This window comes from Hyalangium ruber (assembly GCF_034259325.1).
Taxonomy (GTDB): domain Bacteria; phylum Myxococcota; class Myxococcia; order Myxococcales; family Myxococcaceae; genus Hyalangium_A; species Hyalangium_A rubrum.
In genome coordinates this window covers 241,568-264,665 of the sequence record NZ_JAXIVS010000008.1, presented here as the reverse complement: position 1 = coordinate 264,665, position 23,098 = coordinate 241,568, and the positions used below count along the sequence as shown (strand labels likewise).

Below are 23,098 nucleotides of genomic sequence, written 5' to 3'. Positions count from 1 at the left end.
CTTTCAAGGAGCAACTCCCTCCGCCTCGGCGGTCTGTTCTCGCGCCATCGGAATCTGGCAACGTACCGGGCATGGACCACGAGGCGAGCCAGCTGCTCCGTGTTCGAGAGCTGCGCGCCCTGCTTCGCCGAGGAGAGGATCCGCCGCCGCTCCACGTGGAGATCCACCCCACGGACGTGTGCAACCACCGGTGCGCCTGGTGCTTTCACGGCGGCACCGGCTTCGACCCACGGCGCAAGCACGAGCTGATGCAGCTGGCCGAGTACGGCGCGCTCTTCCAGGAGCTGCGGCGACTGGAGGTGCGGAACCTCTCGATCTCCGGTGGTGGCGAGCCGACGCTCGATCCCCGCCTGCCGGAGCTGCTGGACGCGGCCGTGACGGCTGGGCTGCGCGTGCGCATGGTGACGCATGGAACCCACCTCTCCCCCGCCGTGCTGGAGCGGCTGGCGGGCGCCCACGAGGTACGCGTGAGCCTCGATGCCAACGCCCCCGCCACCTACGCCGCGGCGCGCCAGGTTCCTCCTTCCTTCTTCGAGCGGGCCCTGAGCACGGTGCGCGCCCTGGTGGCGCTCCGCGACACGCACGCGCCCTCGCTTCGCGTGGGCACCACCTTCGTCCTCAACGAGGCCAACCAGGGCGAGGCGCTCGGCTTCGCGCGACGCATGCTCGGGTTCGAGGTGGACGCCATCATCTTCAAGACGGACATCGACGCGCAGCGGCACCTCGGGTCAGCGGCGTATGCGCGAGCGCTCGAGGGCGTCCGCGCGCTCGATGACCGACGCATCGAGGCCCGGCCCCACGCGGCGTCGGAACCTCGGGGACACCCCTGCTTCGTCCCCTTCTTCAAGGTCGCTTTCAACCCGTATGGAGAGCTCTTCTCGTGTTGTCTGGGCTCCCAGCCGGGAGAGAAGAACGGCCTGCGGCTCGGCTCGCTTCGGGGCTCCACCTTCGCCAACCTGTGGGCCGACAGCCGTGCCCTGCGCGAGCAACTCCAGCGCGGTGTCTCCTGCACTACCTGCAACGCCACCGACGCGCTGCTCAACCAGCTCATGCGCGCCGAGGCCTGAACGCCATGCCCCTCTTCCTCGGCCCCCAGGGGGTCCGTCCTTCACGGCTGCGCATCCTCCGGCGTGACCCGGCGGCCCACCTCACGCATGAGACTGTCGAGCGCAAGGGCCGCGGCCATCCCGACACCCTCGCCGACACCCTGGCCCTGCGCATCTCTCGCGCCTACGCGCGCTACACCCGTGAGCATTGCGAGGGCCTCATCCTCCATCATCAGATCGACAAGCTGATGGTGCTCGGAGGGCGCACCGAGCTGAGCTGGGGAGGGGGCCGTTTCGTCGAGCCTGTCACGGTCATCGTCGCCGGCCGCGTCTCTCGTACCTGGAAGGGTCGCGCGCTCCCCGTCACGGAGCTGGTCACCGAGACCGTGCGAGACCTGTTCCGGGAACTCTTCCCGATGCTCGACCTGGAGCGGGACCTCGTCATCGAGGATCGGCTCACCACGCACCCGGGGCCCGGAACCCTGCGGGAGTCACAGGGCGCCATCGCGCACATGTTCGAGCCTGTCTCGAAAGAGACCGTGCGCGGCTACGAGAAGCTGGTGGCCAATGACACCTCCTACTGCGTCGCCCACGCGCCCTTGACGCGACTCGAGGCCGCCGTGCTGGAGCTGGAGCGCACCGTCACCAGCGACGGCCTGCGCCAGCGCTTCCCGTGGCTGGGGTGCGACGTGAAGGTGATGGCGTGGCGCTCGCCGGAGGGCGAGATCGATGTGACGGCGTGCGTGCCGCAGATCGCCGCGCACGTGCCAAACCTCTCGGCTTACCGCGCCAACCTGGAGACGATCGGCGCGCTCATGCTCGAGCAGCTCGGTCGCTCCTTCGGTCCCGAGCAGGTGACGCTCTCGCTCAACACCAAGGACGACTACGAGCGTCACAACGTCTATCTCACCGTCAGCGGGGCTTCGCTCTCGGGGGACATCGGCGCCGTGGGTCGCGGCAACCGCGTCCATGGGCTCATCACCTCCAGTCGTCCCATGAGCCTGGAGGGGTATGCCGGCAAGAATCCCCGCTACTACTCGGGCTTCGTGTACTCGATGCTGACCGAACGCGCGGCACACCGGATCGCTGCCGAGACGGGCCATGCCTGTGAGGTCGAGGTCATCAGCCAGAACGGCGCTCCGCTCCTGGAGCCCTGGCGCGTCACCGTCACCACACCCGCGGACCCGGTGCGCACCGAGGCGCTCATGCGCGACGAGCTGGCCCGCATCCCCGAGCTCACGGAGCACTTTCTCAACGGACCGGACTGGAGGCCTTGAGATGCGCCCAGATGTGCTCACACAGCAGGCTGGGCGCCTCGGGCACGGCGCGGTAGCTGGGGAACCAGTTGACGTCCACGGCCACGGGCCCCTCGGGGCCCTCCACGAAGTCGACGCCGAACAGCGTCAGTCCGAGCACCTCTCCGATCCGAAGCGCCTGCGACTCCACGGAGGGAGGGAGCGCACAAGGCACGCCGGGCTCCCGGTAGCTGCCCGAACCGAAACGCTTTCTCAGACCGAAGGCGCGCGACCCAATGACGTACACCTTGAGGTCCTCGCCCGTGTTGTCGTGCAGGAGCTGAACGATCGTCGGCTGATCGAGGCGGTCCGGCAGCTCTTCGCTCCGGCGGACGAAGCGGACGTCCGCGCCCGCCGAGCCGGCGTTGGGCTTGAGCACCAGCGCGCCCTCGTCGAGCAGTTCCCGGACCCTCGAGGGCTCATGGCACAGCCAGGTCCGTGGGACGGCAACTCCCGCCGCGCGCAGGAGGGCCATCACCCGAGCCTTGTTGCGGACCTGGACCCGGGCGGGCCAAGGGTCCAGGAGCCGTGCGCCTCGATCATGGAGCCAGGCCGCCGCCTCGCACCAGAAGGCCGAGCGCGACTTGAAGAGATAGAGCCCCTCCGGGTCGGGCGCGGTGTCCAGGTCGAAGCACCGCGCGTGAGCGAACCACCGCTCGACGCGTGCCCCGCGTTGTTCCAGCAGCGCGAAGGCCTCCACGAGGACCGGGTTGGGCTCCGCCCGAGGTGCATCAGCGAGCAGCACGTAGATCGCGGGGGGCGCAGACACCCGGGAGAGGCAATGCCATGGCTTCCATGAAGTCAATCCGCGTCGTGCTGGAGGGCCTGCCAGGAGCAGGCAAGACGACGCTGGCCACGCGACTCGCCCAACGGCTGGACTGTCCGCTCGTGCCCGAGTGGGTCGGCTTCCGGGCCGACGAGTGGGTGCGCTCTTCGCTGCGCACGCCCTTCTACTTCGCCAATGACGAGATGAAGGAGCAGCTCGCCTCTTATGTCTCGAAGGGCTGCGTGCTGATGGATCGGCACTACGCCAGCACCCTCGCCTTCGCCTACGGCCTGGACGGAGAGGGCCAACCCAACCCGCGCGGCGACGAGACCTACGCGGGCAACCATACCTGGTACCGGCGCGGCCTCGCCACCGGATCGCTCCGGCAGGCCGGGCTCGTGCTGATGCTCGACATCCCTCCGAGGGTCTCCCTGGAGCGGCAGCCCGGCGCCCGCACCTTCGATCCGATCGTCTGGGGGGAGCCCGAGCGGCTCGAGGCCATCCGCCGTTTCTATGGGCGCTTCTTCCGAGAGGAGGAGCCCACGGTACGGGTGTGCTGGCTCGATGGGACACGCGCTCCTGGAGAACTCTTCGAGCGTGCCCTCGAGGCGATCCACTCGTGCCTGGAGGGGACACCGTGAAGGCCTCGGCGACGGCGAAGGGCGTGCTCGTCGTGCCGGGCGAGCTCGTCCCAGCGGCGCTCCGGTTGGAGGACAAGTTCCCATTTCCCCTGGAGAACCTGTCGGTGGGCTACCTCGCGGCCGGGCTCGAGGCCCGTGGAATCGCCGCGCACATCGTGGACGGATACGCCGAGCGGCTCGACCCCGAGGCCACCGCTCGGAGGGTGCTGTCGGAGCTCGCGGAAGGCGACGTGCTCGGCATCACCGTCCTCCAGAGCACTGCGCTGGCCGCCCGCCACCTGTGTCAGGAGGTACGCGGCGCGGGCTTCACCGGGCCCATCGTGCTCGGAGGCTGGGCGGCGACGATGGCAGCCCCTGAGCTCATGAGGTACGTGCCCCAGGCCGATCTCCTCGTGAAGGGCGAGGCGGACGACAGCTTCGCCGAGCTGGTGATGCGCCTGCGGGAGGGCCGCACCCTGGAGGGAGTCCCAGGCCTCTCGTGGCGAGAGGGCGAGGCACTTCGGAGCAGCGAGACGGCACCACGGAACGCGGACTTCACCGAGCCGAGACTCCCTCGACATTACGCCTATGAGCGCAGCGAGGCCGTGCCGGCCCATGCCTCGCTGCCGATCCAGGGCAGCCGGGGTTGCTACTGGGGCCGGTGCTCCTTCTGCTCGACGGCGGCGCGGTACGGGCCACGCGGGTGGCGCATGCGCTCGGTGCGCTCCCTGCTGGAGGAGCTGCACCACCCGGCGGTCGCCGCGGCCAGTCATCGCGTCTTCTTCGTGGACGACGAGTTCTTCGGGCCCACACCGCCCGGGTTCGCGCGGGCCCGCGAGCTGGCCGAGGCGCTCATCTCCGAGGGCTCGCCCGTCGAGTTCGGCATCGACTGTCTGGTCACGGGGTTCGACCCGGAGCTCTTCGCCCTGCTGCGCCGTGCGGGCCTGCGCCGCGTCTTCCTCGGCATCGAGGCCGGGTCGAACGACTCGCTCAAGACGTTCAAGAAGGGGTTCGCGGTGAAGCAGGTGCGCCAGACGCTCGCCGGGCTGGAGGCGCTCGGAATCGACGTCATCTCCGGCTACATCCTCTTCCACCCCTACATGCGGCTCGAGGAGGTGAAGCGCAGCGTGGACTTCCTTGCGGATGAGCTGCACCACGAAGGCAACCCGGGGAAGTTCCTGAGCCGCCTGCACCCGGAGCAGGGCACGGAGCTGTGGGAGCGGCTGCGAGGGGACGGGCTGCTACGAGGGGCCTTTCCGGACTGGGACTATGCGTTCCGCGATCCGAGGGTGGGCCAGCTCTACGAGGCGCTGCGGTCCGCCACCGCGGGGCTGCGCCAGGAATACACCCGAGTCCGCCTGGAGCAGCGGACCGACCTGAGCGCGAGGGACACGTTCCGGGAGCTCAACCGCCGCTTCCGAGAGACCTTCGAGTCCCTCTACCAGGACGCCTGCCGCGAGCCCGCCATCACGGCATGAGGTCCGCGAGTCGGACGCGCGCGTCGATGATATTGAGGCCCCGGCCGGGTGGGCGCACCACCACTGGGTTGAGGTCCACCTCCCGCCCCTCTTCCGGCAGCGCGGCCACGACCCGTGAGAACGCCGCGGCGAAGGAGGCCAGCGCATCCAGATCTCCGAAGGCTTGGAGGCGAGCCCCCAGGCGCAGCGAGAGGAAGGCCTCACGTGCCTGCTCTTCCGTGAAGGGAGGCACGCGCCAGGCGGCATCATCCAGACGCTCCGCGAGCAGTCCGCCCGCCGCGAGGACGACGACCCATCCCAGCTCCCGCTCTCTCCGGGCGCCGAGCAACACCTCGATGCCGTGGACCATGGGCGCCACTGTCACCCGTGGAGGCTCCGCCACTCGCGACGCGGCGAGCGCGGCGAAGGCGGCGCGTACCTCCAAGGGATCCGCGAGCTCCAAGCGCACGAAGCCTTCGGCCGCCTTGTGGGTCACCGAGGCCGAGACGCGCTTGAGCGCGACAGGGAAGCCAAAGCGCTCGGCGTGCGCGACCGCCTCCTCGGCATACCGGGCCACGGCCACCGCGGGAAGGGAGAGCCCCGCCTCCTGGAGGAGCTGCCGGGAAGCCAGCTCATCCAGCACCCCGTGCTGGCCTTGCACGGACACGACGGGGGGCGAACGGACCACCTCGGGCGGAGTCATGGAGCGCCCACGCTCGATGAGCGCCTCGACGCACCGAAGGGCATAGCGCCCATCCGGGATGACCGCGATCCGCGCGCGGCGCAGGGCATCGCGTGCCTCGGGCCATGCGTTGCCGGGGGCGTAGACCACCCAGGGAATGTTGCGAGCAGCGGCGGCGATGCCATCGGCGGACTGCGCGATCGCGGGGCTGCTCCCAAGCCCGAGGAGCACCACGTCCACGCCTGGATGGGCATCGAGCGTGGACGCCGTCGCCGCGAGCGCGTCGCGGGACAGCTCGCGAGCGCTGCCCGCATCATGGGGGTTGGACAGAGGGTCCGGCTTCGCCAGCGGCAACCCGCGCTCCGCGGCCAGATCCGCGAGGAGCGCATTCATTCCTCCCGAGCCTGACCAGAGGGCCAGCCGCGGGCCGCGCGCGAAGCGTCCCATGGCCAGGGTGGCGGAGACATGGACGAGCTCCTCGGCCGAGCCCACCACCACCGCGCCGTGGGCACGCAGCCAGGCTTCCTGCGCGCGGGCGTGCCCGGAGAGGGCCCCGGTGTGACCGCGCACCGCCTCGGCCGCGGCCTGGCTCCTGCCCAGAAGGAGCACCACGACGGACTTGCCGAGCTGTCGCGCTCGGGTGGCGAGCTCTCCCAGACGGCGCAGCCCCTGGGGCTGCTCCACCACCACGGCCACGGCGCGAGTGTCCGGATCCTCGAGGGCGAACCCGACGAAGTCCGCCAGCGAGAGATCCACCTCGACGCCCAGGGAGACCGCGTACCGGAAGCCGATTCCCTGCGCCCGGCCCAGCTCCAACAAGGTGCCGATCAGGGAGCCTCCCTGCCCGAAGAGGCTCACCGCGCCCTCTCGGAGCAGGGGCCCTTGAAGGACGGCGGAGTTGCTGAGCGCCACCCTGCCGTGGACATTCACCGCGCCGATGGAGGCGGGCCCCACGAGCCTCATGCCGAGCGCTCGGGCTCGCTCCTTGAGCGCATAGCGCCGGACGAGGTTCTCGGGGCCCGCTTCGACGAACCCGGACGAGCCGATCACGGCCACGCGAGCCCCATGCCTGGCCGCGTCCTCGAGCGTCGCATCGAGCGCCCCCAGCGGCACGGTCACCACGGCGGCGGACGGGCGCGCTTCGTCGGGGAGGCGCTCCTCGGGAGTCCAGATGTGGCCCGTGTAGCCGTAGTGCCTCAGCGCGGTGACGACCCGAGAGCCATAAGCGCCCAGATCCTGGGCCCGGTAGACGGCGACCTCGGTCGGCATCAAGAGCGCCGCGATCGCATCGTGAGCAGACAAGACAGACATCTCCGGAGGAAAGAACCTTCATGCATCGCAGGGACTGGATCAGCTCCAGTCCGATTCGGCTGACTTGCTGCGGTGTAGATGCTCCTGTAGCTTAGGGATTCGCAGTGAATCAAATCTTTCAGGAATTCCGATTCTCAAGATTCAGTCAAAACCTCGGAATCACTGAACATATCAATTTGATGACCCCAGGAGGGGGAATGAGCCAGGAAGAAGACAAGACGCTCTACAAGGTCGTGGTCAACCATGAAGAGCAGTACTCCATCTGGCCCGCGGACCGTGAGAACGCGCTCGGCTGGAAGGACGCGGGCAAGCAGGGCTCCAAGGAAGAGTGCCTGACCTATATCAAGGAAGTCTGGACGGATATGCGCCCGCTGAGCCTGCGCAAGCGCATGGAGGAGCAGCAGAACAAGCCATGACGGCGGCCAACTCCAGTGGGGCAACCACGGCGGGCGCAGCCCAGAAGACGTGGTTTCCCTACTGGCACCCCAATCCCGGAGCGCGCCTGCGTTTGTTCTGCTTTCCGTACGCAGGAGGCACGGCCTCGGTGTTCCACCGCTGGGCCCGCTCTGGCACCTGGCCGAACGTGGACGTGATCGCCGTCCAGTACCCCGGGCACGAGACGCGGCTGCAAGAGCCCCTGAGTCGCCGCGTGCCCGCCCTTGTCGAGGCGCTGGGGCCCGTCATCCGCCCGCTGCTGGATCGCCCCTTCGCGTTTCTGGGCTACAGCCTGGGCACCTACGTCAGCCTGGAGCTGGCGCACTGGCTCCAGTACACGGGCGCCCCGCTCCCCTTGGGGCTGATGCTGGCCGCGGCCTCCCCTCCTCACCTCAGGCGCAGCCAGGAGCTCTACACCCTGCTGGACGAGGAGTTCATCGCCGAGCTCAAGCGGTACGGAGGAACACCGGCCCAGGTGCTGGCCCACCGGGAGCTGATGGAGCTGCTCCTGCCCGTGCTGCGCGCGGACTTCGAGATGGCGGATGAGTACCGCCGGGATCCGGAGCCCCGGCTGTCCCTGCCCTTCACCATCTGGGGGGGCACCGAGGACGCCGATGTCGCGCCCCCCGCGCTGCTTGGGTGGCGAGATCTCACCACCCATGACTTCACGCTCCACCTGCTCCCCGGGGGACACTTCTTCCTCCTCTCCGAGGGAGACAAGCTGCGCGAAGGTGTGGAGCGCACGCTGCGTTACTGGGCCACGAAGGGAACCTGAAGTGGCCGCGGCTCTTGGGCCGCATTCACGCGACATATACTCTGCGTCCAGGCGTCCCCGCACCCCAGGCCACCCCTCCCGCTCCCATGTCCGCTCCCTCGCTCTTCCTGAAGCAGAACGTCGCCCTCGAGCCGCTCTACAACCGCTGGTACGCGTGGTGCTATCTCGTCTCGCCCGCGACCGCGCCCCTCGTCGTGGCCAACCTGCATGTGAAGATCATGCAGTCGTTCGTGGCCAACCCGGCCATCCACGTCGCCGCGCTGAAGAACCCCGAGCTGATGGGTGGCCCGTACCTCAACTACGGCGTCGAGCGCGTCCCCGAGATCAAGGAGCTGCTGGAGTGGACCCTGAAGGAGCAGGCCCGGTCGATCCAGTTCGCCCAGGCCGTCGCCGAGCTGGACAAGCTGCTGGCCACCAGTAACGGCTTCTCCCTGGAGGAGCAGTACAAGAAGGTGCCGGACATCCTGCGGGGCTACGTCGAGCTGACGTACGATCTCAACAACCGCGCCTCCCCGCGCTTCATCGAGGCGCTGCTCTACCGCAGCCCCTTCTTCCGGGAGTCCTCTCAGAGCGTCTCCCTGCGGCTGCTGGAGGGAGACGCCCGGCCGTACATCTACAGCACGCCGCGGCTCGACTCCCTGAAGGACACCGTCCACGCGCACGTGCCCTTCCGCGCGGAGGCGATCGACGCCCTCTTCGCCATGCGGCGCACCCCTGGGCCGGTGGAGCCCATCCGCGAGGCGCTGGGCATCGGTGCCGAGAAGGCGGAGATGTTCTCCACCCTCTTCACCGACAAGCCACCGCGCCCGGCGCCGCGCTATGACGGCAAGGGCGTGCGGGTGCGCTACTTCGGCCACGCCTGCGTCCTCATCGAGACGCGCGAGGTCAGCATCCTCACCGACCCGGTGGTCAGCTACGACTTCCCGACGGACCTGCCGCGCTACACCCACGCCGACCTGCCAGAGCGGATCGACTACGTGGTCATCACCCACGCCCACGCCGATCACCTGATGTTCGAGACGCTGGTGCAGCTGAGAGATCGGATCGGCACCGTCATCGTCCCCGCCAATGGCGGTGGAAGCCTGGCAGACCCCTCGATCAAGCTGATGCTGCGCAACACCGGCTTCCGCAACGTCGTCGCGCTGGGCGACATGGAGTCCCTGGACGTGCCCGGCGGCTCCATCACGGGCCTGCCCTTCATTGGCGAGCACGCGGACCTCAACATCCAGTCGAAGATCGCCCACCTGGTGCAGCTGGAGGGCAAGTCCCTGCTCATGGCGGCGGACTCCAACGCGCTCGAGCCGCGCCTGTACGATCACGTCCACGGCATCGTGGGCAACATCGACGTGCTGTTCCTGGGCATGGAGTCCGAGGGTGGGCCGCTGAGCTGGATGTACGGCCCCCTGCTGACCACGCCGCTGCCGCGCAAGATGGATCAGTCGCGCCGGCTCAATGGCTCCAACAGCGAGCGCGCCATCGAGATCGTCCGCCGGCTGCACCCCAGCCAGGTCATCATCTACGCCATGGGGCGCGAGCCCTGGCTGGGCCACATCATGGCCATGGGCTACTCGGAGAACTCACCCCAGCTCATCGAGGCTCGCAAGCTGCTGGCCCACTGTGCCGAGCACGGCATCGCCTCCGCGTTCCCCTTTGGACAGGCCGAGATGTTCCTCGGCCGCGACTGAAGCGCGCGGCCCGCTCGTCTCAGAGCGCCTGGCGCTTGAGCGGGAGCGTGAGGCACCGGACGCTCCCGTTACCCCGCTCGAGGGCTTCGATGTCGACGCTCTCCACCTCGATGCCGAAGTCCCGGGCGATGGGCCTCAGTTGTGAGGCCGCGCTCTCGGAAGCCAGGATCAGCTGCGGCCCCAAGAAGATGTAGTTGGACATGAAGCCGCCCGGGCCGACCGGCTCGAAGGGGATGACGCGCCGGCCCCGTGCCGAGAAGTAGGCCTCGAAGGCCTCCCAGCGCTGAGCCCCACCTTGCTGGAAGACCCGGATGGGGAAGTGCCGCAGGAAGGAGCGCGCCACCACCGCCTGGGGCCCGAGGACATTGAAGGCCAGATCCAGGTGGATGATGCCCAGGTGCTCGGGGATACAGAGGACCCCCACCTCGCGGAACCCGGCGCGCCAGGCAACCTCCAGGAACGTCTGGAGCGAGCGCACGTCGCTGCGCAGCCCCAGGTTGATGAGGAGCCGCTCGGAGTCGAGCAGGAAGAGATCCCCGAACTCGACCCGGGCGGCGCGGATCTCCGGTAGGGCCGCTCCCTGCTCGGGCCCACGCACCAGATTGGAGAGCGCGACGTGGGTCGTCTCGAACTCCGCGATGCGCGCGGGGAAGGCGGCGTTACCCGTCACGAGCTGGCCCCCCACGACCGCGGCCGTATCCCGTACGAACACCCGGTTCACCGCCGCATTGCTGACGGCGCGCTCGTCTGACGGCAGGAAGTCCCACAGATCCACCAGCGCGCAGAAGCGCCCCAGCGTCTCCTTCAGGCGACCGAAAGCCTCCTCCGTCTCCTGATACGTGACGGTGCCGGTGAATCCAACGGCGGCGGCCTCCAACGAGGTGGCAACGTCGAGCGCAGCGGGTCGAAAGACCGCGACACACTCCAGCAGCCCCGACTCGGACCAGCACTCGATTCCAGTGAACGGCATCAGCAAGCCCCCGTTAGAGGCACCTACAAAGACTCTCCCCGTGGCTGTCAGGGCCCACGTGTAGGGAAAGCACTTTTCTCAAAACCTTAAAATTGCAAAATTTCAGCGGACCTTCACGAGATGCACGGCACGTGATAGCTGGTAACACTAGGACTACCATCTAGTCCAGTCTTCACTGAACAACCCGATATTCCTCTCTTGATCGGCATGCCAACCCCTCTTGGCTCCTCCCCCACCCGCTCGCGCGAAGAGCTCGTCACCTGGCTCCGTGCCTACATCGCCGAGGCTCTTCATCTCACTCCTGGCGAGATCGACATCCATGAGCCGTTCGTCAGCTATGGGCTGACCTCCAAGGATGCGGTCTTCCTCTCTGGCGAGCTGGGCGATTGGCTGGGGCGCGATCTGTCTCCCACCCTCGTCTGGGAGCACCCCACCATCGACGCCGTGAGCCGGCACCTGGGCCGCGAGCCTGGCGCGGCGGCTCCGGCGGCGCCCGAACCACCAGTTCCTGCGCCAGCGGTGACGTCCGCGCCGGAGGACGGCATCGCGATCATCTCGCTGGGGTGCCGCTTCCCAGGAGCGCCGACGCCCGAGGCGTTCTGGGCGCTGCTCCAGCGCGGCGGCGATGCCATCACCGAGGTGCCCGCGAGCCGGTGGGAGGCACAACGCTTCTACAACCCGGACTCCACCCATCCCGGGACGATGAACACCCTCTGGGGCGGGTTCCTGGAGCAGGTGGATGAGTTCGATCCCCTGTTCTTCGGCATCTCTCCGCGAGAGGCGACGCGGATGGATCCCCAGCAGCGGCTCCTGCTGGAAGTCGCCTGGGAGGCGCTCGAGCGCGGCGGCCAGGCGCCCCACGCGCTCCAGGGCACCCGCACCGGCGTCTTCGTGGGCATCAGCAGCAACGACTACTCACAGCGGCAGTTCAGCGACCGCTCGCTGCTGGATGCCTATGCGGGCACGGGCAACGCCCACAGCATCGCGGCCAACCGGCTCTCCTATCTGCTGGGCCTGCGGGGCCCGAGCATGGCGGTGGATACTGCGTGCTCCTCCTCGCTGGTCAGCCTCCACCTGGCCTGCCAGAGCCTGCGCCAGGGCGAGTGCGATCTGGCGCTCGCCGGCGGCGTCAACGTCATCCTGAATCCGGACCTCACCATCGCCTTCTCCCGCGCGGGGATGATGGCCAAGGACGGACGCTGCAAGACCTTTGACGCGGCGGCGGACGGCTACGTCCGCTCCGAGGGCTGCGGCATCGTCGTGCTCAAGCGGCTCGCGGACGCACGGGCCTCGGGTGATCCGATCCTGGCGGTGATCCATGGCTCGGCCGTCAACCATGATGGCCTCAGCAACGGGCTCACCGCGCCGAACGGCGTGGCGCAGCAAGACGTCATCCGGCAAGCGCTCCAGCAGGCCCGCCTGACCTCCGAGCAGATCAGCTACGTCGAGGCCCACGGAACGGGCACGTCCCTGGGAGACCCCATCGAGGTCGAGGCCCTCAAGGGCGCGCTGATGGCCGGGCGTGCCTCCAAGAAGCGCTGCCTGTTGGGCTCCGCCAAGTCGAACATCGGCCACCTGGAGTCGGCGGCGGGCATCGCCGGGCTGACGAAGGTCGTCCTGGCGCTGCAGCACGGAGAGATCCCGCCTCAGGTTCACTTCAAGAAGCTCAACCCGCATATCTCGCTCGAGGGGTCCTCCTTCCACATCCCCACCCAGCGAGAGCCGTGGCCCCAGGAGCCAGGAGGGCGGTTCGCGGGCATCAGCTCGTTCGGCTTTGGCGGTACCAACGCTCACGTGATCGTCGGCGAGGCGCCGCGGCGACCCGCCGCGAGCCCGAGCGGGCCGGATCGCACCAGCCACCTGCTCACGCTGTCGGCCAAGAGTGAACAGGCGCTGCGCGCCGTGGCCCAGCAGTACCATGCGCGGCTCACCGATCTGGGTGCCCCCGCGGTGGCGGACGTCTGCTTCACCGCCAACACGGGGCGCGATCACCTGCCCCACCGCTTCGCCACGACGGCGAGCTCCAGCCAGGAATTGGCCGCGCACCTCGATGCGTTCCTGCGCGGCAGACCGTCTCCGCTCCTGCTCCGGGGAGAGCACCAGCGGGCCGTTCAGCCCCGAGTGATCTTCATCTTCCCGGGCCAGGGCTCTCAGTACCCGGGCATGGGGCGACAGCTCTACGAGACCTCCCCCGTCTTCCGTCAGGCGCTCGAGCGCTGTGACGCGCTGTTGCGCCCGCACCTCGATGTGCCGCTGCTGTCCGTCCTCTATCCCGAGTCCGACTCGGCCTCTCCGCTGATCCACCAGACGCGCTACACCCAGCCGGCGCTCTTCTCCCTCGGCTATGCGCTAGCGGAGCTGTGGCGCTCCTGGGGCGTGAAGCCGGACGCCGTCCTGGGCCACAGCGTGGGCGAGTACATGGCCGCCCACATCGCTGGCGTGCTGAGCCTGGAGGACGCCTTACGGCTGCTGGCGACTCGCAGCCGCCTCATCCAGGCGCTCCCGCAGAACGGCGCCATGGCCGCGATCATGGCCGATGAGCCCACGGTGCGCTCCGCCCTCGGCGATGAAAAGGAGGTGGGCATCGCCGCCATCAACGGCCCCCATCACATCGTCATCTCCGGAGAGAAGAACGCGGTGCAGCGCGTCGTGGAGGCGCTCCAGGCCCGCGGAGTCGACTCCCGTCCGCTCACGGTCTCCCACGCCTTCCACTCGCCGCAGATGGACCCCATGCTCGCCGACTTCGAGCAGGCTGCGCGTGAGATCCGGTTCCAGGCCCCGTCGCTTCCGATCATCTCCAACCTGACGGGCGAGGCGCTGACCGAGGCACCTGACGTCAACTACTGGCGCCGCCACCTGCGCGAGCCGGTGCAGTTCTACAAGAGCATCCAGACCGCGGCGCACGAGGGCCCCGCGGTGTTCATCGAGCTGGGACCGCACGACACGCTGCTCAACATGGCGAAGCGGTGCGTGCCGGAGAGCACGAGCGTCTGGGTGTCCAGCCTCAAGCGGCAGCAGGACGCCTGGCAGACGGTGCTCGGAAGTCTGGGCGCCCTGCACGTCCGTGGTGCCACGATCGACTGGCGGGAGCTGGATCGGCCTTACACGCGCAAGCGTGTGATGTTGCCCACCTACCCCTTCGAGCGACAGCGCTATTGGCTGGAGGTCTCTCCCACGCCTGCCGCGGCCCAGCCCGCGAGTGCCGCTCCCGCTCCGGCGCCCGCGGTGTCACGCAAGGTCCGGATCCAGGAGGAGATCCGCGCGCTGGTGGCGCACCTGCTGCAGACTCCGCCAGAGAAGCTCGGCATGCACACGCCCTTCCTGGAGATGGGCGCCGATTCGATCGTGCTGCTGGATGCCATCCGAAACGTGGAGAAGCGGTTCGGGCTCAAGCTGTCGATCCGTCAGCTCTTCGAGGAGCTGACGACGCTGGACGCCATCAGCACCTACCTCGACCGTACCCTGCCCGCCGACTTCTCCTTCGGAGAGCCAGCCGCTCCTCCGCCAGCAGCCGCCGCGCAGCCCCAGCCTTCTCAGCCGCAGGCTGCACAGCCCGAGCAGCCTCAGCCCCTGCCTGCCCCGGCCACGGTCGCTCCCGCTCTCGCGGCAGGCAGTCCGCTGGAGCAGGTCATCCAGCTTCAACTCCAGCTCATGTCTCAGCAGCTGGCGCTGCTCAAGGGAGGCACGGCGGTGGGGGCCCTGGCGGCGAACACCGCCCTGCTGCCCCAGGCCCTTCCGGCGGGCGCACCGGCCGCTGTGGCGAGCCCGGCTCCCACCTCCGCGCCCGCTCAGCCCGGCACATCGACTGGCGGCTCAGCCGCCTTCTCCGTGGGCTCGGTGAACGGAACACCGGAGCGCGAGCTGCCGCCCGATCAGAAGCGCTACTTGGACACCTTCATCGAGCGCTACACCCGCCGTACCCACCGCTCGAAGCAGAACGCGATCCGCTACCGCGAGAAGTGGAGCGACGTTCGCTGGCTGATGAACTTCCGCCCCGAGCTCAAGGAGACCTGCTACCCCATCGTCAGCACCCGCTCGCAGGGCTCGCGCTTCTGGGATTCGGATGGCAACGAGTTCGTGGACCTCTCCATGGGCTTCGGCGTGCATCTGTTCGGGCACAACCCGCCCTTCATCCTCGAGGCCCTGCGCAAGCGGCTGGGCGACGGCATGGAGCTGGGCACCCAGTCGAACCTCGGTGGCCAGGCGGCGGAGCTGATCTGCGAGCTCACCGGAATGAAGCGCGTCACCTTCTGCAACTCCGGTACGGAGGCGGTGATGACGGCGCTGCGCGTGGCCCGCGCCGCGACGGGACGCACGAAGATCGTGATGTTCACGGGCTCCTACCACGGCCACTCCGACGGCACCCTCGTCGTGGGGCGCATGGTCGGTGGCGCTCCGCAGTCGCTGCCCATGGCGTCGGGTGTCGCGCAGCACATCGCCAATGACGTGCTCGTGCTGCCCTATGGCGAGGACCGCACGCTGGAGATCATCCGCGAGCACATGCACGAGCTCGCCGCCGTCCTCGTCGAGCCCGTGCAGAGCCGCCGCCCCAACCTGCAACCGAAGGCCTTCCTCAAGACGCTCCGGGAGATGACCCGCACGGCCAAGGTGCCCCTCATCTTCGATGAGATCATCACGGGCTTCCGCCTCCACCCGGGCGGGGCGCAGGCCTATTACGGCATCGAGGCTGACATCACGACCTACGGAAAGATCGTGGGTGGTGGACTGCCGATCGGTGTGGTGGCCGATCGCGGCGGCTTCGTGGACCGCATCGACGGAGGAGACTGGCGCTATGGCGACAACTCCTTCCCCTCGCTGGGGACGACCTTCGCGGCGGGCACGTTCTGCAAGCACCCGCTGACGATGGCGACGACGATCGCCACCCTCAAGCACCTGAAGAAGGAGGGCCCGGCCCTCCAGGAACGGCTGAACCAGCGGTCCGCCAGCCTGGCCGAGCGCCTCAACGCGATCTTCCAGCGCGAGCAGGTCCCCGTTCAGGTGGTGTACGGCGGCTCGGTGCTCCGGTTCACCGTGGCGGGCAACTTCAGCTACCTCTACCAGTCGCTGGAGATGGACCTGCTCTACAGCCACCTCATCGATCACGGTGTCTACATCTGGGAGGGGCGCACCTGCATGCTCTCCACCGCCCACACCGATGAGGACCTGGACACCATCGTCCGCGTCGTGGCCAAGAGCGTGGCGGAGATGCGCGCGGGTGGCTTCTGGCCCAGGCCGGAGCCGGCAGCTTCCGCGCCCGCTCCTCAACAGGAGCGCGCTCCTGCTCCCGCCGTGCCCGAAAGCGCCACGGTGAGCCTCTCGCCGACCACGGAGGCCCAGCAGCAGCTCTGGATCCTGTCGCGAATGAACGCGAGCGGCTCCAGCGCCTACAACCTCTCGATGAGCCTGCGGCTGTCGGGCTCCCTCCAGGCCGAGCTGCTGCAGCGAGCCATCCAGCAGGTCGTGGAGCGCCACGAGGCGCTGCGCACCCACCTCAACGAGACCGGCGAGCAGCAACACATCCTCCCGAAGCTCACGGCGGAGCTGCCGCTGGAGGATCTGTCGACGCTGCCGGCCGCCGAGCAGTCCTCGCGGCTCGTGGCGTGGTACGCGCGGGAAAGCCAGACGTCCTTCGATCTGCAGAGGGGGCCGCTGTTCCGCACCCACCTGCTGAAGCTGGCGGCGCAGGAACACCTGCTCGTCCTGACAGCGCATCACGTGGTGGTGGATGGCTGGTCCCTCGGGGTCATCGTCCAGGAGATTGCCGCGCTCTATTCCGCGCTCCAGGAAGGCAAGAGCCCCGCTCTGCCCAAGCCCCTTCAGTTCAGCGACTACGTCCGCTGGCTGCAGCGCCAGACCCAGAGCCCGGAGATGGCGGAGCACGAGAGCTACTGGCTGGACCAGAACGTCAACGAGGTCCCCGCCATCGAGCTCCCCGCCGATCACGGTCGCCCCGCCCAGCGCAGCTTCCGGGGCGCGCGTGAGACGCTGCGACTCAACTCCTCGTTCAGCCGAGCCCTGAAGGAGACGGCGCAGCAGCAGCAGTCCACGCTCTTCATCCTGCTGCTCTCCGTCTACAACACCTTCCTCCACCGCCTGACGGGCCAGGACGAGCTGTTGGTGGGAATCCCCGCCTCCGGGCGCGGCCTGGAGGGGAGCGATCACCTCGTTGGCTACTGCGCGCACCTGCTCCCCATCGTCAGCCACGCCCACGGTGAGCAGACCTTCCCGGAGTACGTCCGCCACCTCAAGCAAGCCCTCTATGGGGCCTACGAGCACCAGGACTACCCCTTCGCCCGGTTGCTCAGCCGCCTGAACCTGCCGCGCTCCTCCAGCCACGCCCCGCTGGTCAGCGTCACCTTCAACCTGGAGCGGCCCAATGCCGTTGCCAGGATGAGCGGGCTCAAGACGAGCTTCCACCCCCAGCCCATCAGCTTCGCGGCCTTCGATCTGAGCCTCAACGCCATCGAGGTCGAGGACGGGCTGGCCCTGGACTTCGAATACAACACCGACCTGTTCGAGACCGAGACGATCCGGCGCTGGGCGCGCTGCTTCCACACGCTGCTGGAGGGCGTCATCGCCAACCCGCAGCAGCGCGTGGCGGACCTGCCCCTCCTCAACCCCGCCGAACGCCAGCACCTCCTGGTGGCGTGGAACCAGCCCCGGGCCTCCTACAAGAAGGATGTCCTCACCCACCAGTTCATCGAGCAGCAGGCCGCTGCAAGGCCCGACAAGGTCGCGGTGGAGTTCGAGGGTCAGAACCTGACCTACAGCGCCCTCAACCAGCAGGCCAACCGGCTCGCGCACCACCTGCGAACCCTGGGGGTCAGGCCCGGGGTGCTCGTCGGCTCCTTCCTCGAGCGCTCGCCGGAAGTGCTCATCACGCTGCTGGCGATCTTCAAGGCGGGTGGCGCCTACGTCCCCCTCGATCCGGGGCTCCCCCAGGAGCGCCTGACGTTCCTGCTCGAGGACTCTCGGGTGGCGGTGGTCGTCACGCAGGGACAGTTGGCGGAGCGGCTGCCAGGGTATGGCCCGAGGACCGTCAGCCTGAACAGGGACGCGGCCGTGCTGGCCGCCCAGCCCGTTACGGATCCGCAAAACCTCGCCACGCCGAACACTCCCGCCTACGTCATCTACACCTCGGGCTCCACGGGTGAGCCCAAGGGTGTCGTCGTCGACCACGGAGCCCTGGTCGTCCACTCCCAGGACGTCCGCGATCACTACCGGCACTCCGAGGTCGACAAGATGCTGCAGTTCGCATCGTTCAACTTCGATGCCTCGCTGGAGCAGATCCTGCCGATCTTCATGGTCGGCGCGACGCTGGTGCTGCGCGGCCCGCAGGTCTGGACTCCCGAGGAGCTGCCGCGCCGCATCGTCGAGCAACAACTCACGGTGGTGAACTTCCCCACGGCTTACTGGCAGCAGCTCACGCAGCGCTGGAGCGAGTCGCAGCAGGCGATCGGCTCCCACCGCCTGCGCCTGGTCATCGTCGGCGGAGACACCATCCTGCCCAAGGTGCTGGAGCTCTGGCAGCGCGGCCCCCTGGGCGCGGTGCGGCTGCTCAATGCCTATGGCCCCACGGAGACGGTCATCACCGCGACCACCTTCGAGGTGCCCGCGGGCAAGCAGGGCGGCTACACGCGAGTCCCGATCGGCCGACCGCTCGGCAACCGCACCCTCTATGTCCTGGACAAGAACGGCACTCCCGTTCCCATCGGCGTGTCGGGAGAGCTCCACATCGGCGGGGAATTGCTGGCGCAGGGATACCTGCACCGCCCGGCGCTGACGTCGCAGCGGTTCATCCCCGATCCGTTCAGCGACAAGCCCGATGCACGGCTCTACAAGACGGGCGATCTCGTCCGCTACCTGTCGGACGGCACCGTCGAGTTCCTGGGTCGCACCGACCACCAGGTCAAGGTGCGCGGCTTCCGCATCGAGCTGGGAGAGATCGAATCCGCCCTGAGCCGACACCCCTCCGTCCAGGAGGTGATCGTCACCCTCCGGGAAGAGTCGCACGGAGGCCAGGCAGGGCATGACAAGCGGCTCGTCGCCTACGTCGTCCCCTCGACGCCAGGCGGGGTCTCGCCCACGGAGCTGCGGCAGTTCCTCCTCGAGAAGCTGCCGGACTACATGATCCCCGCCTTCTTCGTCCTGCTGAAGGCGATGCCGCTCACCGCGAGCGGCAAGCTCGACCGGCAATCGCTCCCGGCGCCAGAGCCGGAGGCCAGCGCCTCCCTGCGTCCCTTCGTCGCACCGAGCACGCCCACCGAGCAGACGCTGGCCGACGTGTGGACGAAGGCCCTGCGCCTGCAACGCGTGAGCATCCACGACGACTTCTTCGAGTTGGGCGGAGACTCGCTGCTCGCCACCCAGGTGGCCTCTCGCATCCGGGATGCCTTCCGCGTGGACCTCGCGCTGGAGCGCCTCTTCAAGGCGACCACCATCGCTGGCCTGGCCGAGCACGTGGACACCCTGCTCTGGGCGGCGAAGACCTCCACGGTGGAGCCCGCCGCCGACGCGAGCCGCGAGGAGGGTGAGCTGTGAGCGCGATCGACGGCTTCCTGTCCTCTCTGCGCAAGCAGGACGTGCGGCTGTGGCTGGAGGGCGAGCGCCTGCGCTTCAGCGCTCCCCCTGGGGTGATGACCCCGGAGCTGCAGGGCCAGATGAAGGCACGCAAGGAGGAGATCATCGCGTTCCTCCAGCAGGCCGGGCAGTCCCTGCGGAGCGCGGCGGAGATCATCCCCACCGGTCCCCGAGAGGGAGACCTGCCCCTCTCCTCCGGCCAGCAGCGGCTGTGGTTCCTGGAGCAGCTCCAGGGGCCAAGCGGGGCGTACAACATGCCCGCCGCCCTGCGCCTCGACGGCACGCTCGACCCAGGCGCCCTGCAACGGAGCCTGGACGAGATCGTCCGACGGCATGAAGTCCTGCGGACGAGCTACGGCCAGGTGCAGGGGCGCCCCGTTCAGCGCATCCTGCCCGCGACTCCCGTGTCGATGCCTCAGGTGGACCTCCAGCGGTTGCCGCCCAGCGAGCGGCAGGAGGAGGTCCGTCGACGGGCAGCGGAAGAGGCGCGCAAGCCCTTCGATCTGACGCGAGACATGCCGCTGCGCCTGTGCCTGCTTCGGCTCGGCGAGCGCGAGCACGTGTTGCTGCTAACGCTGCACCACATCGCCTCGGATGGGTGGTCCATCGGGGTGCTCATCCGTGAGCTGGCGGAGTTCTACCGGGCCTTCACTTCCGACAAGGCGCCCTCGCTGCCCGAGCTCTCCATCCAGTACGCCGACTTCGCCCGCTGGCAGCACCAGCTCGCGGCCAGTGGAGCCCTTCAGCCGCAGCTCACCTACTGGCGAGAGCACCTCGCCGGGGCGCCATCCCTGCTGGAGCTCCCCACCGATCGCCCCCGCCCCGCGGCGCAGCGCTTCCACGGCGCCACCCGGCGCTTCACGGTCCCAGCGGAGCTCACCGCGAGGCTCAAGCAGCTCAGCCGCGAGGCGGAGTCCACGCTGTTCATGACGCTGCTGGCCACCTTCGGCGTGCTGCTGTCGCGCTACAGCCGTCAGAAGGACGTCGTGATCGGCGCTCCCATCGCCAATCGGCTCCCTCAGACGGAGCCGCTCATGGGGCTCTTCGTCAACACGCTCCCCCTGCGTCTCTCGCTGGAGTCCTCGCCCTCTTTCTCTGAGCTGCTGAGCCAGGTGCGCCGTACCACGCTGGCGGGATACGCCCATCAGGCGCTGCCCTTCGAGCAGCTGGTCGAGGTGCTCCAGCCGACTCGTGACTTGAGCCACCACCCTCTGTTCCAGGTGCTGTTCACGCTGCAGAACACGCCCTCCGAGCGCCTCGCGCTGCCCGGGCTCACGGTCGAACTCCTGGAGATCGAGAGCGGGACTTCACAGTTTGATCTGTCGCTCTCGATGGCTGAAACACCCCAAGGCCTCGTCAGCGAGCTGAACTTCGACAGCGACCTGTTCGACGACGCGACCATCGAGCGGATGACGGGACACTTCCTGTCGCTGCTGTCCGCCGCCGTGGCGGATCCCTCTCAGCCCGCCTCCCGCATGCCCTTGCTGACCGAGGGCGAGCGAACCCGCCTGCTGCGCGAGTGGAACGCCACCACGCGCGAGGTGACTCCTCCGCACAGCCTGCACGGCCTGTTCGAGGCCCAGGTGGCGCGGCGCCCGGAGGCCGTCGCCGCCCGCTTCGAGACGCGCGCGCTGACCTATGGCGAGCTGGACGAGCGGGCCAACCGGCTGGCACAGCACCTGCGCGGCCTGGGCGTGCAGCCTGGACAGCGCGTGGGCATCTTCCTCGAGCGCTCCCTGGAGCTACTCGTGGGCCTTCTGGGCATCCTCAAAGCGGGCGCGGCCTACGTCCCACTCGACCCGCTCTACCCCGCAGAGCGCCTGGCGCACATCCTGGAGGACAGCGGCGTCACGGTGCTGCTGACCGAGCCCGAGCTGGCTCCGCAGGCGCCCTCGCACAAGGCTCGCACCGTTCTGTTGGCGGACGCCGCCGACGCCCCCTCCAGCGCGCTCCAGCTGCCCATCGCCTCGGAGCACCTGGCCTATGTGCTCTACACCTCGGGCTCCACTGGCAAGCCCAAGGGGGTGGCCGTTCCACACGGCGCGGTCGTCAACTTCATGCACTCGATGCGGCGCCAGCCGGGGATGACCGAGCAGGACACGCTCTTCGCGGTGACGACCATCGCCTTCGACATCTCCGTGCTGGAACTGTTCCTCCCCCTGAGTGTCGGAGCGTGCGTGGTCATCGCCAGCCGGGAGACGGCGGTGGATGGCACGCGACTGCTGCCAGCGCTGGCGGCCAGCCGGGCCACCGTGATGCAGGCCACGCCTTCCACCTGGCGGATGATGCTGGCGCTGGGCTGGACCGGGAACCCCGCGCTGAAGATGCTCTGCGGCGGTGAGGCCCTTCCGACCGATCTCCTCGCGCCGCTGCGCACTCGTGGCTCGGCGCTGTGGAACATGTACGGCCCCACGGAGACGACGATCTGGTCCACCTTGTCGCGCGTGGAGGAGAAGGGCCGTCTCACGATCGGCCGGCCCATCGACAACACCCAGGTGTACGTGCTGGACGAGTCCCTCCAACCCGTGCCTCTGGGCGTGGTGGGCTCGCTGTACATCGGCGGGCAGGGCGTGGCGCAGGGCTATCTCAACCGCCCGGAGCTGACCGCTGAGCGCTTCGTACCGGATCCCTTCGGCACGGTGCCGGGTGCCCGGCTCTACTGCACGGGCGACCTGGTGCGCGCGTTGCCGGATGGAACGCTGGAGTTCCTGGGCCGCGGGGATGGGCAGATCAAGCTGCGGGGTCATCGAATCGAACTGGGAGAGATCGAAGCCCGGCTGGCCCAGCACCCAGGTGTTCAAGAGGTCGCGGTGCGGCTGTGGGACGTGGCGGGCAGCCCGGAGCTGGTCGCCTACTTCAGGCCTGGCAGCGGCGCCGCGCCCGACGCGCAGGCGCTCCGCGAGCACCTGCGGCCCCACCTGCCGGCCTATATGATCCCGACGCACTTCGTGTCGCTGGAGACCTTCCCGCGCACGAACAACGGCAAGCTCAACCGTCAAGCGCTTCCGCCTCCCACGGCTTCCCAGCGCGCGGCGGCCGACTTCCAGGCCCCGCGCACGCCTCTGGAGATCCGCCTGGCGGAGATCTGGCGGGAGGTGCTCGCCGTCGCGCAGGTGGGCCTGAGCGACAACTTCTTCGATCTGGGAGGCCATTCGATGAAGGCCGTTCAGGTGCTCGCCCGTGTCCAGGAGGAATGGCGCGTGGACGTGTCCCTGCGCGTCCTCTTCGAGCAGCCCACCCTCGGAGCCATGGCCAAGCACCTGGAGGCTCAGCAGCCAGGAAAGGCCGCCGCCTCGCCTCCGCCACTCGTTGCCCTGCCCAGGCAGGCTCGCCGCGTCCAAGCCACCTCGCGCGCCGAGCTCAACCTCCCCGAGCCCTCCAAAAAGCAGGACTGAAGCAGGACCAACCCGTTCCGCGGGCCCACCCCGGTGTGGCCCGCGCTGGCACCTCTTCCGCCCATGAGGGGATCCCCTCCC

12 protein-coding genes are annotated in these 23,098 nt (G+C 68.7%); 9 read left to right on the top strand and 3 right to left on the bottom strand.

Annotated features, from left to right (window positions below; genetic code table 11):
* The first annotated feature begins 71 nt into the window (after nucleotides 1-71).
* Entirely contained in the window at nucleotides 72-1,067 is a 996-nt protein-coding gene (locus SYV04_RS24095; protein WP_321548216.1) for a radical SAM protein, read from the top strand.
* Nucleotides 1,068-1,072: 5 nt separating this feature from the next.
* Nucleotides 1,073-2,323: a methionine adenosyltransferase gene (locus SYV04_RS24090; RefSeq protein ID WP_321548215.1), complete on the top strand. Its 1,251-nt coding sequence runs from the start codon at nucleotides 1,073-1,075 to the stop codon at nucleotides 2,321-2,323.
* On the opposite strand, the gene SYV04_RS24085 is transcribed toward SYV04_RS24090, so the two are convergent.
* Entirely contained in the window at nucleotides 2,298-3,110 is an 813-nt protein-coding gene (locus SYV04_RS24085) for an ATP-grasp domain-containing protein (protein WP_321548214.1), read from the bottom strand. The genes SYV04_RS24090 and SYV04_RS24085 overlap by 26 nt on opposite strands.
* Nucleotides 3,111-3,127: 17 nt before the next feature.
* Between SYV04_RS24085 and SYV04_RS24080 the strand changes: the two genes are divergently transcribed.
* Together SYV04_RS24080 and SYV04_RS24075 are read left to right on the top strand one after the other, a co-directional pair.
* Nucleotides 3,128-3,748: an AAA family ATPase gene (locus SYV04_RS24080; RefSeq protein ID WP_321548213.1), complete on the top strand. Its 621-nt coding sequence runs from the start codon at nucleotides 3,128-3,130 to the stop codon at nucleotides 3,746-3,748.
* Complete coding sequence (locus SYV04_RS24075) at nucleotides 3,745-5,205, top strand: B12-binding domain-containing radical SAM protein (protein WP_321548212.1); 1,461 nt, start codon at nucleotides 3,745-3,747, stop codon at nucleotides 5,203-5,205. The genes SYV04_RS24080 and SYV04_RS24075 overlap by 4 nt, the downstream gene beginning before the upstream one ends.
* On the opposite strand, the gene SYV04_RS24070 is transcribed toward SYV04_RS24075, so the two are convergent.
* Nucleotides 5,195-7,168, bottom strand: coding sequence for an acetate--CoA ligase family protein (locus SYV04_RS24070; RefSeq protein WP_321548211.1), 1,974 nt, complete (start codon nucleotides 7,166-7,168; stop codon nucleotides 5,195-5,197). The two genes, SYV04_RS24075 and SYV04_RS24070, sit on opposite strands and share 11 nt — an antisense overlap.
* Nucleotides 7,169-7,374: 206 nt before the next feature.
* Here SYV04_RS24070 and SYV04_RS24065 point away from each other — a divergent pair, with 206 nt between their 5' ends.
* From SYV04_RS24065 to SYV04_RS24055, 3 genes are all read left to right on the top strand, one after another.
* Nucleotides 7,375-7,593, top strand: coding sequence for an MbtH family protein (locus SYV04_RS24065; protein WP_321548210.1), 219 nt, complete (start codon nucleotides 7,375-7,377; stop codon nucleotides 7,591-7,593).
* The gene (locus SYV04_RS24060; RefSeq protein WP_321548209.1) at nucleotides 7,590-8,387 is read left to right on the top strand and encodes a thioesterase II family protein; all 798 of its coding nucleotides are present in this window, start codon (nucleotides 7,590-7,592) and stop codon (nucleotides 8,385-8,387) included. Before SYV04_RS24065 ends, SYV04_RS24060 begins: the two co-directional genes overlap by 4 nt.
* 86 nt (nucleotides 8,388-8,473) lie before the next feature.
* Nucleotides 8,474-10,072, top strand: a complete 1,599-nt coding sequence (locus SYV04_RS24055; RefSeq protein ID WP_321548208.1) for an MBL fold metallo-hydrolase — start codon at nucleotides 8,474-8,476, stop codon at nucleotides 10,070-10,072.
* A 19-nt stretch (nucleotides 10,073-10,091) separates the two neighbouring features.
* On the opposite strand, the gene SYV04_RS24050 is transcribed toward SYV04_RS24055, so the two are convergent.
* The gene (locus SYV04_RS24050; protein ID WP_321548207.1) at nucleotides 10,092-11,042 is read right to left on the bottom strand and encodes an arginine deiminase family protein; all 951 of its coding nucleotides are present in this window, start codon (nucleotides 11,040-11,042) and stop codon (nucleotides 10,092-10,094) included.
* Nucleotides 11,043-11,249: 207 nt separating this feature from the next.
* On the opposite strand from SYV04_RS24050, the gene SYV04_RS24045 reads away from it, so the two are divergent.
* Both SYV04_RS24045 and SYV04_RS24040 read left to right on the top strand, forming a co-directional pair.
* Complete coding sequence (locus tag SYV04_RS24045; RefSeq protein ID WP_321548206.1) at nucleotides 11,250-19,583, top strand: non-ribosomal peptide synthetase/type I polyketide synthase; 8,334 nt, start codon at nucleotides 11,250-11,252, stop codon at nucleotides 19,581-19,583.
* The gene (locus SYV04_RS24040; protein ID WP_321548205.1) at nucleotides 19,580-23,017 is read left to right on the top strand and encodes a non-ribosomal peptide synthetase; all 3,438 of its coding nucleotides are present in this window, start codon (nucleotides 19,580-19,582) and stop codon (nucleotides 23,015-23,017) included. The genes SYV04_RS24045 and SYV04_RS24040 overlap by 4 nt, the downstream gene beginning before the upstream one ends.
* Nucleotides 23,018-23,098: the final 81 nt, after the last annotated feature.

Bases quoted from the DNA above. Each gene is read 5' to 3' on its own strand.
- SYV04_RS24095 (WP_321548216.1), top strand. From the start codon at position 72: ATGGACCACGAGGCGAGCCAGCTGCTCCGTGTTCGAGAGCTGCGCGCC.
- SYV04_RS24090 (WP_321548215.1), top strand. From the start codon at position 1,073: ATGCCCCTCTTCCTCGGCCCCCAGGGGGTCCGTCCTTCACGGCTGCGC.
- SYV04_RS24080 (WP_321548213.1), top strand. From the start codon at position 3,128: ATGGCTTCCATGAAGTCAATCCGCGTCGTGCTGGAGGGCCTGCCAGGA.
- SYV04_RS24065 (WP_321548210.1), top strand. From the start codon at position 7,375: ATGAGCCAGGAAGAAGACAAGACGCTCTACAAGGTCGTGGTCAACCAT.
- SYV04_RS24060 (WP_321548209.1), top strand. From the start codon at position 7,590: ATGACGGCGGCCAACTCCAGTGGGGCAACCACGGCGGGCGCAGCCCAG.
- SYV04_RS24055 (WP_321548208.1), top strand. From the start codon at position 8,474: ATGTCCGCTCCCTCGCTCTTCCTGAAGCAGAACGTCGCCCTCGAGCCG.
- SYV04_RS24050 (WP_321548207.1), bottom strand. From the start codon at position 11,042: ATGCCGTTCACTGGAATCGAGTGCTGGTCCGAGTCGGGGCTGCTGGAG.
- SYV04_RS24045 (WP_321548206.1), top strand. From the start codon at position 11,250: ATGCCAACCCCTCTTGGCTCCTCCCCCACCCGCTCGCGCGAAGAGCTC.